The organism is Flavobacterium sp. GW823-FHT06G12, from assembly GCF_058794775.1.
Genome location: NZ_JBXAHE010000003.1, coordinates 202,846 through 217,208 on the forward strand (window position 1 = coordinate 202,846; position 14,363 = coordinate 217,208).

10 protein-coding genes are annotated in these 14,363 nt (G+C 36.7%); 6 read left to right on the plus strand and 4 right to left on the minus strand.

Annotated features, from left to right (window positions below; translation table 11 throughout):
- Nucleotides 1–2 precede the first annotated feature (2 nt).
- Entirely contained in the window at nucleotides 3–1,184 is a 1,182-nt protein-coding gene (gene dinB / locus AC1Q5Z_RS13580; protein WP_492445798.1) for a DNA polymerase IV, read from the minus strand.
- Nucleotides 1,185–1,623: 439 nt separating this feature from the next.
- Between dinB and AC1Q5Z_RS13585 the strand changes: the two genes are divergently transcribed.
- Together AC1Q5Z_RS13585 and AC1Q5Z_RS13590 are read left to right on the plus strand one after the other, a co-directional pair.
- Nucleotides 1,624–2,070: a response regulator gene (locus tag AC1Q5Z_RS13585; protein ID WP_492445319.1), complete on the plus strand. Its 447-nt coding sequence runs from the start codon at nucleotides 1,624–1,626 to the stop codon at nucleotides 2,068–2,070.
- Between the two features lie 300 nt (nucleotides 2,071–2,370).
- Complete coding sequence (locus AC1Q5Z_RS13590) at nucleotides 2,371–2,511, plus strand: hypothetical protein (protein WP_433831343.1); 141 nt, start codon at nucleotides 2,371–2,373, stop codon at nucleotides 2,509–2,511.
- A 39-nt stretch (nucleotides 2,512–2,550) separates the two neighbouring features.
- Here AC1Q5Z_RS13590 and AC1Q5Z_RS13595 read toward each other — a convergent pair whose 3' ends face one another.
- Nucleotides 2,551–2,781: a DUF6965 family protein gene (locus tag AC1Q5Z_RS13595; protein ID WP_433831341.1), complete on the minus strand. Its 231-nt coding sequence runs from the start codon at nucleotides 2,779–2,781 to the stop codon at nucleotides 2,551–2,553.
- A 638-nt stretch (nucleotides 2,782–3,419) separates the two neighbouring features.
- Here AC1Q5Z_RS13595 and AC1Q5Z_RS13600 point away from each other — a divergent pair.
- Both AC1Q5Z_RS13600 and AC1Q5Z_RS13605 read left to right on the plus strand, forming a co-directional pair.
- Nucleotides 3,420–3,923: a hypothetical protein gene (locus AC1Q5Z_RS13600; protein WP_492445321.1), complete on the plus strand. Its 504-nt coding sequence runs from the start codon at nucleotides 3,420–3,422 to the stop codon at nucleotides 3,921–3,923.
- 534 nt (nucleotides 3,924–4,457) lie between these two features.
- A complete protein-coding gene (locus AC1Q5Z_RS13605) occupies nucleotides 4,458–8,255 on the plus strand; it encodes a hypothetical protein (protein ID WP_492445323.1) in 3,798 nt (1,265 codons plus the stop codon).
- A gap of 356 nt (nucleotides 8,256–8,611) precedes the next feature.
- On the opposite strand, the gene AC1Q5Z_RS13610 is transcribed toward AC1Q5Z_RS13605, so the two are convergent.
- Nucleotides 8,612–8,941 carry a DUF6965 family protein gene (locus tag AC1Q5Z_RS13610; protein ID WP_492445325.1) on the minus strand — a complete coding sequence of 110 codons (330 nt, stop codon included), beginning with the start codon at nucleotides 8,939–8,941 and terminating at the stop codon, nucleotides 8,612–8,614.
- A 468-nt stretch (nucleotides 8,942–9,409) separates the two neighbouring features.
- Here AC1Q5Z_RS13610 and AC1Q5Z_RS13615 point away from each other — a divergent pair, with 468 nt between their 5' ends.
- Nucleotides 9,410–9,769, plus strand: a complete 360-nt coding sequence (locus AC1Q5Z_RS13615; RefSeq protein WP_492445327.1) for a PIN-like domain-containing protein — start codon at nucleotides 9,410–9,412, stop codon at nucleotides 9,767–9,769.
- A 1,087-nt stretch (nucleotides 9,770–10,856) separates the two neighbouring features.
- Here the strand turns inward: AC1Q5Z_RS13615 and AC1Q5Z_RS13620 are convergent.
- Entirely contained in the window at nucleotides 10,857–12,659 is a 1,803-nt protein-coding gene (locus AC1Q5Z_RS13620; protein WP_492445329.1) for an O-antigen ligase family protein, read from the minus strand.
- A gap of 92 nt (nucleotides 12,660–12,751) precedes the next feature.
- Between AC1Q5Z_RS13620 and AC1Q5Z_RS13625 the strand changes: the two genes are divergently transcribed.
- Nucleotides 12,752–14,272, plus strand: coding sequence for a transglutaminase-like domain-containing protein (locus AC1Q5Z_RS13625; RefSeq protein ID WP_492445331.1), 1,521 nt, complete (start codon nucleotides 12,752–12,754; stop codon nucleotides 14,270–14,272).
- The last annotated feature ends 91 nt before the right edge of the window (nucleotides 14,273–14,363 follow it).

Below are 14,363 nucleotides of genomic sequence, written 5' to 3' on the forward strand. Positions count from 1 at the left end.
ATTTATTTTTTGCGTTTTAGAATTTCATTTTTGGTATTGGGTTTGAAGGAGGCTCCTGCGCAGCGCATCACCGCATCAAAGCCGTAGCGGTTTTTCATCCGGTCCATCGCCTGATAGAGCGCCAGCATTTCTTCGGTATCATTGAAGAGGTCGATCTGATAAGTTCCGCGCACCAGTCCGCTGAAACGCACCCCGATCAGGCGCAGCCGCATGCGGCGCTGATAGAGCCTGTCAAAAAGATCCATTGCGGTCTGGGTCAGGATATGGTCAGCCGAAGTATACTGGACCCTGCACTGCTTGGTTTCGGTATCAAAATTGGCATACCGGATCTTTACCGTTACGGTCGAAGTGAGCCACTGTTCGGAGCGCAGCTGATAGGAAAGCTTCTCGACCATCCCAAGGATAACCCTTCCCAGTTTATCGATATCAATGGTATCCTGGGAAAAAGTATGTTCGGTGGAGATCGACTTTCTTTCCGTATAGGGCTCCACGGGATTGTTGTCAATGCCATTTGCTTTTTTCCAGAGTTCGATGCCGTTCTGTCCGATCATGCGCTGCAGCGCTTCGGCAGGCATTTCCGATAGGGTCTTGATGGTGCGTATCCCGATGCGGGAGAGCAGCTGGAAGGTCTTGTCGCCTACCATCGGTATTTTACGAACTGAGAGCGGGTTCAAGAAAGACTGCACAAGATGCTCGGGGATCTCCAGGTTCTGCTTCTGTTTTCCTTCACCGGTTCCGATCTTCGATACCGTTTTATTGACTGAAAGGGCAAAGGTGAGGGGAAGCCCGGTTTCCTTTGTGATGCGCTGTGCGAGCTCATCGGTCCATTTGTAGCTTCCGTAGAATTTGTCCATTCCGGTGATGTCCAGATAGAACTCATCAATGGAGGCTTTCTCCACCACAGGGGCTTTCTCCTGAATGATTTCGGTCACATCATGGGAGAGCCTTGAATAGAGTTCCATATCTCCTTTCATGACTTTGGCCTGCGGACAGAGCCTGAGCGCCATCTGGATCGGCATGGCCGAGCGCACCCCGAAACGGTGTGCCTCATACGAGCAGGAAGCCACAACGCCGCGCTCACCCCCGCCGATAATGAGCGGAATGCCGTTAAGCTCAGAATTGGCAAGCCTTTCGCAGGAGACAAAAAATGTGTTCATGTCGATGTGTACAATTGCCCGGTTCATAATCTTGATCATTTTATACAAACCAAAATTAGTACAGGTAATAACAATTTTTAAAAATTAAATGTTCTAAATAATAACAAAATTCAAAAATCCTTATTTTTCAGGATCTCTGAAATCGTGCTTTTTTTGCGTTTTTCCGCTTTATTCAGAATTTACGCAAAGGGAGGGCAGTTTTAGTCCGGCGCTGGCATCGGGGAAGAATGCCGGGATGAAATTTATGTTAAGGCAGGTGTCGGACTGCGTTATATTTTGATTATTTTGGAGGTATCTGGAGGATTTGCAGCGCTTTTTCTAAAAATTAGCCGTATATTTGCTTTTCACCATACATCTTAAGACATAATTCTATCGTTTGCCTATTTGCAGAGCCTTATTGATTCTTTAAGTATAACTCTTGCAGATTACCAAGGCCCTGCCTTGGACTGCCCTAAATGTGAAAGCGATGGCACATCAGAATACCCATAAAATTATTTATCACGCAGATGACGATGAGGATGACAGGCTGCTGTTTTTAGATGCCCTCGAGGATTTAAGCCTTCCTGCTGTCGTCCAGGGCGCGCGCGACGGGCAGGAACTGCTCCATACGCTTGAAAAGAACAAGGACCGCCTGCCTGATATGATTTTTCTGGACATCAATATGCCCATCAAGAACGGATTTGACTGCCTTGCGGAAATCCGAAGCAGGGAAGATGCCCTGAAAGAAGTAAAGATCATTATGCTCTCCACAAGCAATAACGCTGATAATATCGAGCTCTGCCATAAGCTCGGCGCTGATTTCTATGCCGTGAAGCCAAGCACTTTTCAGGGACTGAAAGACCTGCTCCAGAAAGTATTTGAAATGGATTGGAGCAGCATCCAAAAAAACAGCAACAGATTCCTGCTAGCCTAAGCAATATATCCGCATTATGCCTAGAAAACAAAAACTTTATCGTTCGGAAAATCACAGATCAATATGAGAATCCATTGCATCCAAAGTTTAACCTATTTCCGGCCTCTTTTTTGATTCGCTAAAGCAAATAAAGAAAAATGGAGAATTCCTGGTATCCTTAAAAATTTCTGCACTCAGAAAATTCATTATGGCATCATTCGATAAAATTCGAATTATGATAAATGGAAAGGTAAAGCTGTAAATGTTTCTCTGCCTTGCGTAATAATTTTGCGCTTATTCAAATAATTAAAATATCATATCATGAAAACGCACGAAAAGAAAAGAACGAGTGAAATAGAAAAAGCGCAGGATTCAGTAAAAAGAAAAAGCATGATCATCAATGCAATGGTTTTTTCGATACTTTCTTTTATAGCAGTCCTGCTGATTACCCAAATTGCCTAAAAGCATTTCCCTGCCGCTTTACAAAACTGAAAAATATATTTAAGGCTCTGTCTTCTGTTCTTCAGGAGCGGTTCGCTTGATCAGTAGATAAAAATCTTTAAGATGCCACCAGGCAGGGCACATTTCCAAAGGGCCGTTGAAAGTCCTTATCCCTGTATAGCAGCTTTTTAAAAAAAGCTGGGAATCGGTAATCTTTGCCCATGGCTTCCAATCCACCTCCATAGGGGGAGGCGTATTGTCAAAATATCGTTTAATTTCTTCGGGATTCATAAGGCAAAATTAGCCAAAAAGCAGAAGTCTGTCAAGACCTAAAGCCTTAGAAGGACCGTAATATCTTAGCTCTTTCAGTTTCAATTTTCTGCATCAGACTGAGCATCATAGAATTGTCAATCTGTTTTGCAAAGGCTGCTTTTTAAATCTTTCACCATTGGTTCCTACTTATTGTTTGTTTCGGTATACAGTTTCGAACCTAAAGCCGTAAAGCATTGATTTTGCTGTGTTTCTTGTTTTCAAAAACACCGTGTGCCACGATTTTGCCACAAAATTTAGGTTGATAGTCTTCAGTATATTTAACTTACTATTTTGGAGGGAAGAAATTAATTATCTAACCATTTATTAAACATTATTTATATTATTATTGCATTTGCATCTTAGAAATATGCATTGAAAATTCTCTGGAGGTACTTTTAAAAATTTGTCCTCTTCAAGAAAGGGATAATTGGGTTGTTTTTTTATCCGTTAACATTATATTTTACAGTCGCGGATTACAAATCTACGTGATCGCTTAAGCAAATTCATGAAAAATTATTTTTTACTGCGCAAAATCACCGCGTACTAAAGAAGTATTTTTGAGTAATTAATACCTAAATAGATAATTACTGATTCTAATCAAAAACAAAGCGCCAGTTATGGAAAAAAATGTTGTAAAAATAAAATCCAACAATAATGAAATTAATTTGTATTGTTTTCTTGGCGAAGCTGTATTGAAAACCCAAATGGTTGAACAGGCGTTGAGTTATTCAATTACTCTTAAAATGAATCCCGCAGAAACAAAAGAACAAGCAGATGAATGTTTAAAACAATACCAGAGTTATACTTTAGGCCAGGCTATTAAAATTGCAATTAAAGAGGAACTATATAATTTGTCATTGCAAAATGACTTAAATGCTTTTTTAAAGCAAAGGAATTGGCTGGTTCACAAAGTTATCATTGGAAATGAAGAAAATTTCAATGCCGGAAACATAAAAGAGGAATTGTTTCATAAAATTAAAGATATTTCCGATAAAGCAGAAAGTATTCTACGTGTAATACATTATGATTTGTTAGACTTTTGTTCTTCTAAAGGTAAAGATATGCCAGAAATCCACGCATTATTAAAATTAGAAGAACAAGGGATAAGAATTCGAAAGTAGATAAAAAAAGGACTCTCTGGCGTGAGCGTCATGCTCGCGAACAAGGCAGGCTATTCAAAATCAAGTATACAAAAAAAAACTACAGATTTTTCTGAATTTTTTTGTTCCAGTAGCGGAAAAAAAACTTGAAGAATGTTTTTTGCTGATGGTCTTAGAATATTGCAGTAAAGCTTTCTTTTAATAATGTTTTCTAATTATGATTTTGTCCAGTGACAGTAAAATGGATTGCCTTGGGCATTTATTTAAATAGGCAGGCTATTTAAAAGTCAGTTAGTTACTTAGGGGTGGATTTTTTCTTTCAGATTGTTCTTCAATTTTTGAAGTTTTTTATTTTGATTCTAGCCGGCAGTCGATGTCACTGCATATGAATTAGCTACAATTACGGAAAACCATAAAATTTAGTAATCAGCTTTCTTTATGTTTGTCTGAAAACTAACTATTTACCTGCTGTTAATTATGAAACACTAAAGCTGCGTGAAGAACCGGGAAATTATTTGACTTTACTTAATTTTTATAAAAAATAAAATTATACATATGAGATTTATTGATACGATTGATATTAAGAAATGGGCCGACTCCGTAGACTGCAAGTACAATCTGCCTCATTTAGTCAGAAAACTGATTTTAGCAACAATAGATAAAAAAAGCATAAAGAATATTCATTTTCCATACGGAGAAGAAGTATATACAGGCGGATTTGATGGAGAGCTTTCAACGGATACCTCGAATGTTTTTGTCCCCTCAGGAGACAGCATCTGGGAATTTGGAACAACGGACAACAAAAAGGGCAAAGCCGGTGAGGATTATGAAAAAAGGAAAAGTAATCCTCTTGGTAAAGATCCTGCTGTTACAACATATGTAAATATAAATGCAAAAAAATACCGCGATAAAGGCGGTTGGGCAGCTGAAAAGAAATTAGACGGATTTTGGAAGGATGTTGTATATATTGATGCGGTAGATATCGAACAATGGCTGGAACTTGCCCCGAGCGTTGAACTGTGGCTGGCAGAAAAATTAAGAAAACCGACTTTAGGCATTTATACCATAGATCAGTATTGGAAGCTCTGGAGTGAAAGCGGTTCCCTTAAAATCGTACCTGAAATATTGCTTGGAGAAAGCCGCAAAAACGAAGCTGAAACAGTGAAGGCGTTTTTGGCAGGGGAAGAGAAAGTACTGTATATAAAATCCATTACCACTGATGAAGCGGCAGCGTTTCCTCTGGCAGTAATACTACAGCAGGATGATATCCTAAGTTTGAAAACTGTAGTCATAGATAATAGGGACTCCTTTCATAGGTTTATCCAGACTGATGAGCAGCTGGTGATAATTGCAAAGTTTAAGCTGGAAGGCATGGAACTGCGTGAGGCAGCTGAGAAAGGACATAAAATAATTGTTCCGATAAGTCTTTCGGAAGAGGTCAATAAACCTGAAAAAATCCAGCTCTCCATCGTATCGCGTGAAAGTTTCGAAGCAGGGTTAAGAAAAATGGGTATAGACCATGAACAGGCAGATATTCTTATGAAAAGCTCGGGACGCAATATATCCGTTTTAAAAAGACTGCTGAAATTCGATCAGGGCACCAGACCAAAATATACAGAAAGCATAGAATCCAGGGATATTATGCCGATGCTACTTCTTAATCGTTTTTCAGAAGATTTTGACGGGGATAAACAGATTGTTGAAAAATTGACAGGTAAAAGCTTTACAGAATATAATCAGTTCCTAAAGGTCTTGGCCACACTGGAAGATTCTCCTGTATATTATATAAACGGCATTTGGAGACTTGTTTCTCCTACAGATACATGGCTCTATTTTGCAAAATATGCAACTGCTGATGATTTTGCAAATTTTCAGCAGGCCTGCCTTGAAGTGTTAAGCGAAGTGCTTTATAAATACTCTCTGCCAGCAGGTGAGCGCGGACAAATATTTCAGACTCGCGGAAACAGGACAAAGTTTTCGCCGAATCTCCGTGAAGGGCTATGCGAAACACTTGTTGCCATTGCAGTCTTTGGAGAAAGTTACGGAATAAATTCCATACCGGACGTTACATCATATGCTGATGGTATTTGCCAGAGTTTATTCGAGATGGACATTGTGGTATGGCGGTCGATGTCAACTAATTTAATGCTGCTGGCGGAAGCATCGCCATCAGTTTTTTTAAGAAATCTGGAAAGGATTATAAAAGACAAATCCGTTTTGGGCTTCTTCGAAGAGGAAAAAGGTTTTATGCATGCATCAAACGATCTGGCTCCTCTGTTGTGGTGCCTGGATATTACTGCCTGGTTTCCGGAGCATCTGATGAGGGTCTCAAATGCATTGTGCGAATTGGTCATAATGTCCCCTTCTAAGCTGCCGACTACAAACACGCCGTTCAATAGTCTCCAAAACATATACAGGGCATGGTATCCCCAGACAAATACGAATGCTGAAGACAGAATAAAGATATTGGAAATCCTGATCAAAAGATATCCTGATCAGCTGTATTCCCTGCTTTATAATCTAGTGGACAGTAAGCATGACACCGCATTTCATACTCCTCGTCCAAAATGGAGGCTTTTCTCCGAACTTAGGCAGATACAGGTCAGCCAGCGCGAAGTGTCTTTCATCCGGGCGTTCTGTCTTAACAAGATTGTTGAAATGTCTGAAGGCGGCATCAATAGGATTTTAGCCCTGATAAATCTATTGGATGATATGGAATGGGACAGGATAGATCAGGCATTACAAGCCATAGAGACAGCCTTATCGCTTGAGGCCGAACAAAAGAAACTGATCTTTCACCACTTTCGAAAATTGATAGGAAACCATAGAACTCATCAGACCGCCCACTGGGCGCTTCCTGCAGTTATAACCGACAAGCTGGAACAAACGGCATTGAAATTCCAGGCTGAGGTCGATGTATTGAATGATTCCTATCTTTTTGAGGAAAACTTTCCGCAGTTTATGTCGGGCAGGCAGAATGCCGATTATACAAAGCATGGGGAAGAAATCGCAGCTAAAAGGCTTGAGTTTGTGGAAAGTGTTATAGAGAAATATGGTATCCCGAAAATCTTTGAATTGGCCTGCACATTGGAATATCCATATCTATACGGCCATGTTCTTGGTTTATCAGATAAGATTGGCTCAGGGGACAGGCTCTATATCTGTCAGAAGATTGAAAGTGAGGAAGTAAAGGTATTGGCGGTTGTACAGGCCTTTATAAAAATTTCAGAAGGCAGAAACGGTTTGGCGCCTCAAATTGATATATTGAAAGAACTGATGGATTCCGGCCTTTCGGTGCAGGGGACTGTTAATTTCCTTGATTCCATGCGAGAAAGGGTCGAGTTGTGGAAATTTATAGAAGAGATGAAAAATGAAGATGTCCAGAAGCTGTATTGGGAGATACAGCAGGGGTTTATCTATACAGAAGATAAAGACGAACTGTTCTTTGCCCTTGACAAGCTGACGTACTATGGCAAGAGTATTACCATGATAAATACATTGGCATGGGCCGCTTATTCTCTGAGGGAAGCACTGACATCTGAAGAAATATTAAGCGCGCTTGAAAGGGTTTCTATCGCCGAGTACCGAGATTCATCACAATTTGAACATGATTACTTTAGAAACCTTTTGGATCTGCTGTATTCGAAAGAAGACTACGATCTGGAAAGGGCCGCTAAAATGGAGATGAAATTTATTTTTGTTTTCACTGGAGGCAGTTCCTATGCTCCTAAACCTAAAAACCTATATAAGCTGATGTCGCAAAATCCTGAGGAGTACTTTGGACTTTTAAGCCAGGTTTACCTTCCTGATGATGATGAATTCAGGGAAGCTGAATTGCAGCAAAATGAGCACGGTCCTGTATCTCAGGAAATCGTGAGGGCCGCATGGGAAATTTTGGACTCGTTTAATGTAATACCTTCGCAGACTGCCGGCGGTTCTTTAAATTTGGAGATTTTGAGGAATTGGGTGACGCAGGTACGGGAACTGGCTGAGAAAAGTTACAGGCTGAAGAGTGCCGATAACCAATTAGGCAAGCTGTTTGCCAAGCATCCAATCAAGATGGAGGAAGGAACCGGCTATCCTGTTGAAATTTATGATATTATTGAAGAAGTCGGAACCGATGATATTATATTGTCATTTAGGATCCAGATTTCAAATAATTTAGGATTCACAAGCAGGGGTGCGTTTGAGGGTGGCAATATAGAAAGGTTCAGAGCAGGATATTTCGACTCTTTGTTTGAAGAAACGAAAATCACCCATCCAAACGTTTCATTAATCTTCAAGGAGCTGGCAGACCATTACAGGTCAGATGCGAAAAGGGCGGACGAAAGCGCCTTGTTGAGAAGCCTATAGAACATTTTGGCAGTTAAAGCTTATGGAAATTTCTTGTCTAAAAGGCCAGTACTTGTATAAAACTGTTTAAAATGTGAGGATATAAGCGGTACTAAATTATGGTGCATTATGCTGCTGTTTTTTTTAATAATATTTTAAAATAATGAAAGTTCCCATAGTTTTTTGTGGAATGAAATTGTGAAAATCTTAAAAGGAAAAGCCTGCCCATTGCAGGCTTTTTCGATTGATTTAAATGTGAAATTTTCCTTCTGCTGCTAAGCCAAAAGGAAATTTCTTCTTTGTCCCAAAAAAAAACAGCCCTGCAGATGAAGGCAGGACTGATGCTTTAATAAGTAAGTGATTTTATCGGGCAGGTTTTATTCGGTGCTTTCGGCTTGAGTTTCCGTAACTGTTTCATTCGGGGAAGCATCCGCAATAGTTTCTGCGGTGGCTTGTTCTGCAGCAGTCTGTTCCATATTCTGTTCACCTAAAGGGGGGTGCTGAGAAGTTTTTTTCATCAGAATATAAAAATCTCTCAGATGCCACCATGCTGGACATCTATCCACGGGGCCGTTGAAGTTTCTGATGGTGCTGTAGCAGCTCCTCAGAAAAACCTGAGTATCGGTGATATTTGCCCATTCAGTCAGTCTTATTTCCTTAGGCGGGGGATTGTTCTCAAAATAGCGTTTTATCTCTTCGTGGTTCATGGGGCAAAATTACTAAAAAACGGCTGTCCTGTCAAGGGATGCAGTGCTTTTGTATCAGGATGTTTTTGGCTTCAAACAGTAGATAATGGCTTTCAGGTTTTAAAGCGGCGGGTATTTTGAAGTTTGAAAAATGTTTTTTAGGAGCTATTCCCGCTATCCGCTCCAATCTTCTGCGCCGAACACCGGCGCAGAAGGATTTCCACTGCTATCGGGGCTAAAAGTAGAATCCGTTTTCCTTGATTTTGCCGCAAAATTTGAATTACTGAATAGGTATAAAAAACTGATTTAATTTTTGCGGCCCTAAAAATAGCAGTTCCACTTTTAAACAAGTCAAATAAGTATTGATTAATATGAGTTAATAATAAGTGTTAAAGCGGTGTAAACTTAATGTTTGTGCTGTTTTTTAATCGTTTTTAACTGTAAACTCTTATATTAGCTTTAGAAATTAACTAACCGACTATAATTGTTATGGATAAAGAAAATGCATTTCTGCACCATGAGATATATCCCAATGCAGCTGCTATCTTCAGTGTCGATATTAAACCCATTGAAGAGATCAAAGATGACTGCATCTTTATTATAGATACCAATGTCCTGCTTCTCCCGTATGCGACTTCAAGTTCGGGATTTGGGGAAATAAAAAAGGCATTCTCTAAACTGATTGCAAAGGGCCAGCTGCTGATTCCTGCGCAGACCGCCAGGGAATTTGCAAAGAACAGGCCGGAGCATATCAAAACGCTGTTTCAGCATCTCATTACGTTAAAGAGCAAGATCAGCAAGCCTGGAATAAACCAATTTTTTGCTTCAGCCGGGCAGCAGTTATATTAAAAAAAATAACGGCAGGAAATTCAAATATCATGAAATTTTCAATCATTTTAGAGCTGGTTTTACTTTTGCAGCCGCAGAGCCGGGTCTTTCGGAAAGTGTTTCTTCTCCTAGAACTAGTTCGCAGCTTATAGAGCCGTATTCATTTAATTAAGCTGTTTTTTTAAAGAGAATTCAAAGATTTTTTAAAATTATTTATTGTAAAAGAAAGCAGTTAGGTAGTTATTTGGATTATAAAAAAACAAAAGAATAGTTTTATAATTTGCATCTTTTTATATGATTTTGATAAAAATATTTACTAAATGATTCATTTCAAAAAATGTAGAAAAATGCTTATCTTTAGAACCATCTAAAAAAACATTTATTATGATTAAGTTTTGGTCAATTACAATTTTAATATTTATTATTTCAACTTATATAATTGCGAAATTCACGTTAAAATCTTATAGAAATGAAACGGGTGAAAGAATTTGGAGATATGGTTATGGGAGATCAACTTATTGGCGTGTTCTTACCTTGTGTAGTATTGCAATAACAATTGCAACAATGTTTATACTGTATTGGGTAGGAGTTCCAATTGTTTAAAACCATGATTTATTAGACATATTTTTTTCAAAAGTAATCAAGCAGATTTGTAATCATGCCCACAAAGCAATCTCAAAACATGTAAATAACCAAAAAAGCTTCAGATTTCTCTGAAGCTTTTTGTCTGTGTAGCGGGAACAGGACTCGAACCTGTTAAACCATAAAAAAGAAATAGAACAAAAAAGCGGTATACAGTTTCGAACCTAAAGCCGGCAAGTCTGATTTTGCTGATTTTCTGTTTTTTAAAATCATGATATGCGATGATTTTGCCATAAATCTAAAAGTGATAGTCTTAAGTATGTTTAAATTGCTATTTTGTAGCGTGAAGCATCAAATATCTAACCAGTTTTGTGAGGATTATCATTTGATTTTGGCATTAGCCTCTTAAATTAATATTGTAAAAACTAGTATAAATCAATTGGTTCAATCTCGTCAGCTTCATGCTAAACTTATGGGGAATAAATTATATCAATTTCATGATTTCCTTCATAACAATAAGACTATTTTAATGATTAATCAAAATTTTGCGGGCATTTTCCTTGTATAAGTCAACTTTCTCCGATTTAATTTTTACTGGTAAATTAATTATTTCTTGCGCCAGTTTCCTTTTTTTTATGGTTTGATTTGTTTGAATATAAAATTGCAGCAATTCTATTCTTGGCTGAAATCTGAATGGTTCTATATAAATGCTAAATTTCATCAATTCTTCAGCCTTCACTAAATTCCCAACTTCTTCATATACTTTGGCCATAGCAATAAGGGCATCTGGAATTGGACATCTTTTAATGGAATTTTCCATCATATCTATCCCCAGTTTAATTTCACCTTCTCTATATTTTTCAAAACCAATTTTAAATTCAACGAAAGCATCATCTTGAATGCATTTTATTGATCTGTCATTTAATTTATAATAGAATTTTTGATTCTCTCCTGTCAGAACCTGATTGAAACTAGTTAGCGATTGTGTTTTAGTATAAAACAATATTGATATTAAAGCTCCAGAAATTATTATCGAGGCTCCTAAGAATTTAATGCATCCACCACTGGCAATTACAGTCATTTTTTTCCTGTTTTCTCCACTGAAACTAAATGCTATCGCTAAAGCCCAAACAACAAAAATCATAGCATTAAGATTATACAGCACTGAGGTAAATAGGGCTAAAAAACAGTGCGCCGCAAAAATTGAAATGCCAAATCTGGTATATCTGTTAAATTCCATATTATTAAAAACAGACATTATAATCAGGACTATTAGTACTAATCCAATAATCCCAATTTCAAATAAAATTTGCAGATAATCATTATAGCATATAGTAATATAATTAGAAACTTTTACTTCTTCCCAATTTCTATTTATATCTTTAAAATATATCGCCTTTGAATCGTTGTAAATACCGGTAAAATTAAAATTGCCATAACCCATAATAGGTTTTTCTTCAATCTTCATCAATGTGATTTTTTGTATTAAAAACCGGCCATTAACAGACTCTTTGTTAATCTGGTATAATAGATATATGCTTGAAATTAGGAGTATGCAAAAAAAAGACATAATAAGCATTCCTTTTTTTATGTTTTTCTTAAAAAAAAGAAGACATGATTCCGAAGTCCCCAGTAAAGTTAGTATCCCTATAAAAAGAGCCAGCCATGAGGCTCTTGAATCGGTAATTAGAAGCACATAAAGCATCGAAAAAGAAGAAGCAAATAAAACTGTCTTATAAATCCATGTCTTTAATGCAAAGAAAACAGCTTGATATAATGCAGCTAATAATCCCATCACCATATAGATGCCTAAAAAATTAGGATTTATAAAGGTGCCAACTACGCTAAAATAATCATTTTTAGAGCTTAAAAACTCAAATTTCTGCATTAAGGCTATTATTGATTGGGCAAAACAGCATCCCCAAATTAAATATATGGTTTTATTGAAATTTTTGTTTTTAGTCTCTTGATGTCTATAAAGAAGCCTAAACAAATAAAATAAAATTATATAGCTGATAAAGACCCAGAATCCAGTATATAATGTGCTATAGTATGAAAATTTGAAAAAATGGCAGCTACAATAAAAAGTGAATAGAAAAAATAATACATCGGCAGTATATATATTTAATTGTTTCCTTTTATATATATCAAATCCTTTAAAAACAGTAAAAAATGAAGTTACTGTTACAAAAAAAAGCTCTTGACCGTCTTTGATCGAAAAAAGTATAGAAGAATATGATATAAAGGGCGTTGCAAAAACCAAAATTAAAAATATCACCTCGATTATTCCTGTCAAATTTCTTACTAAAAAAAGTTTTTTGAATTCCATTATTTAAATTTCGTTAATGCTCAAATTTAACAATTTAATTAGTAGATTGCATTGCATTATTCTTGTTAAATTGAAAACTTTAAATAAATATCATGTTTTTAAGAAAAATAAATCTTTTAGCTTTACTTGCATTAACATTATGCTCCTTAATATCATTTTCTCAAGTTAAAAAGTTATCGCATGCAGATCGAACTGAAATCCTTAATTATTTTGAAAAAACTCAAAATAAGGAACTATATCAGGCGGCAGTATTTTTAACTGACAATATATCAAATCATTATTCTGTGTCTAATATTTGGTTGGATGAAAAGGATAATCCAATCAAATTTGAAGCAGCTAAATTTAAAGATATTGAAGAAGCAAAGCAAGAGTTTACTATTCTAAAAAAAGAAATTGGTATAAAGCCACAAAAAAAAATCATCCAAGATGTTGATGTAATTGATAAAAAAATGCTGATAAAAAACATTGAATTAGCATATTATTCATGGAAAAATAACCCGTGGTCAAAAGATTATGATTTCAAAACGTTTTGCGAATATATTTTGCCTTACCGCAGTATAACCGAACCTGTTGAAGATTGGAGATCAGAATACCAATTGGCTTTTGAAAAACTTTCTAATGATATGCAAAATCCGAATGATCCAGTAGAATTATGCTCAAAAGTTATTGAAAATCTAAAACATTTTGATTTTGTCACAAATCGATTCGATCCAAAACCCTTTTTAGGGCCTAGTGAACTTTTATTTTGGAGGCAAGGAACGTGTCAAGATCTTGCAAATGTGGCTTTATTCGCTTCCAGAGCATTAGGAATAGCGGTGACTTTTGATTACACGCCTCATTTTGCCGCATCTTCAAATAGGCACTATTGGAATACTGTAATTGACAACAAAGGAATTAATATTCCTTTTAATGGAAATCAAAACTATCCTTATTCTTGGAATCCAAATTCGAAGAGAATGGGAAAAGTTTATAGAGTAACTTATTCTGAACAACCAGGCAATTTAGCTAGCATAATCCCTGAAAGTGAAATCCCCAATGAGTTAAAAAGCAAAAACATTTTAGATGTAACATCTGAATATATTGACGTAAGTGATATCAATTACACTTTCAATGGCATTGAAAATGCAAAGATCGGCTACATCAATGTTTTTAATGTGGGAGAATGGAGACCAATATTTTGGGCAAAAATTATCGGCAAAAATTGTGTTTACAAAAATATGGGGCGAGATATCGTCTATTTGCCAGGCGTGTTTAATTCAGGGAAAATGAAATTAGTAAACTTCCCCGTTTTATTAGACAAAAAGGGTAAAGAAACTATTTTAAAGCCTAATTTTAAAGATTTATACACCGCTAATCTATCAAGATCAAATGAAGAAAAAAGCAAATATACGGATAACAATGCCTTTCAGATAATGAAGGGGGAAAAGTATCAATTGTTGGTTTGGAATGAAAAATGGCAGCTTGTGGAAGAGCAGACCGCACTGGAAGATGACCATATTATTTACGCCAAAATTCCAAAAAATGGTCTTTTTCTGATAGCTCCTTTAAAACCGAATTTTTTTGAAAGAATATTTACTGTAAACCCAACAACCGGCACAATTACATGGTATTAATATTTTTCTTAAATGCTGATCTGGAACATGCCTTTTATTGCAATGATTTAGAATCTTATAAATTAGTCTCTTTTCACAATATAGCTAGTGA

Coding starts and splice junctions, on each gene's coding strand:
- AC1Q5Z_RS13590 (WP_433831343.1), top strand. CDS start 2,371: ATGAAAACGCACGAAAAGAAAAGAACGAGTGAAATAGAAAAAGCGCAG.
- dinB (WP_492445798.1), bottom strand. CDS start 1,184: ATGAACCGGGCAATTGTACACATCGACATGAACACATTTTTTGTCTCC.
- AC1Q5Z_RS13615 (WP_492445327.1), top strand. CDS start 9,410: ATGGATAAAGAAAATGCATTTCTGCACCATGAGATATATCCCAATGCA.
- AC1Q5Z_RS13620 (WP_492445329.1), bottom strand. CDS start 12,659: ATGGAATTCAAAAAACTTTTTTTAGTAAGAAATTTGACAGGAATAATC.
- AC1Q5Z_RS13600 (WP_492445321.1), top strand. CDS start 3,420: ATGGAAAAAAATGTTGTAAAAATAAAATCCAACAATAATGAAATTAAT.
- AC1Q5Z_RS13595 (WP_433831341.1), bottom strand. CDS start 2,781: ATGAATCCCGAAGAAATTAAACGATATTTTGACAATACGCCTCCCCCT.
- AC1Q5Z_RS13605 (WP_492445323.1), top strand. CDS start 4,458: ATGAGATTTATTGATACGATTGATATTAAGAAATGGGCCGACTCCGTA.
- AC1Q5Z_RS13585 (WP_492445319.1), top strand. CDS start 1,624: ATGGCACATCAGAATACCCATAAAATTATTTATCACGCAGATGACGAT.
- AC1Q5Z_RS13625 (WP_492445331.1), top strand. CDS start 12,752: ATGTTTTTAAGAAAAATAAATCTTTTAGCTTTACTTGCATTAACATTA.
- AC1Q5Z_RS13610 (WP_492445325.1), bottom strand. CDS start 8,941: ATGAACCACGAAGAGATAAAACGCTATTTTGAGAACAATCCCCCGCCT.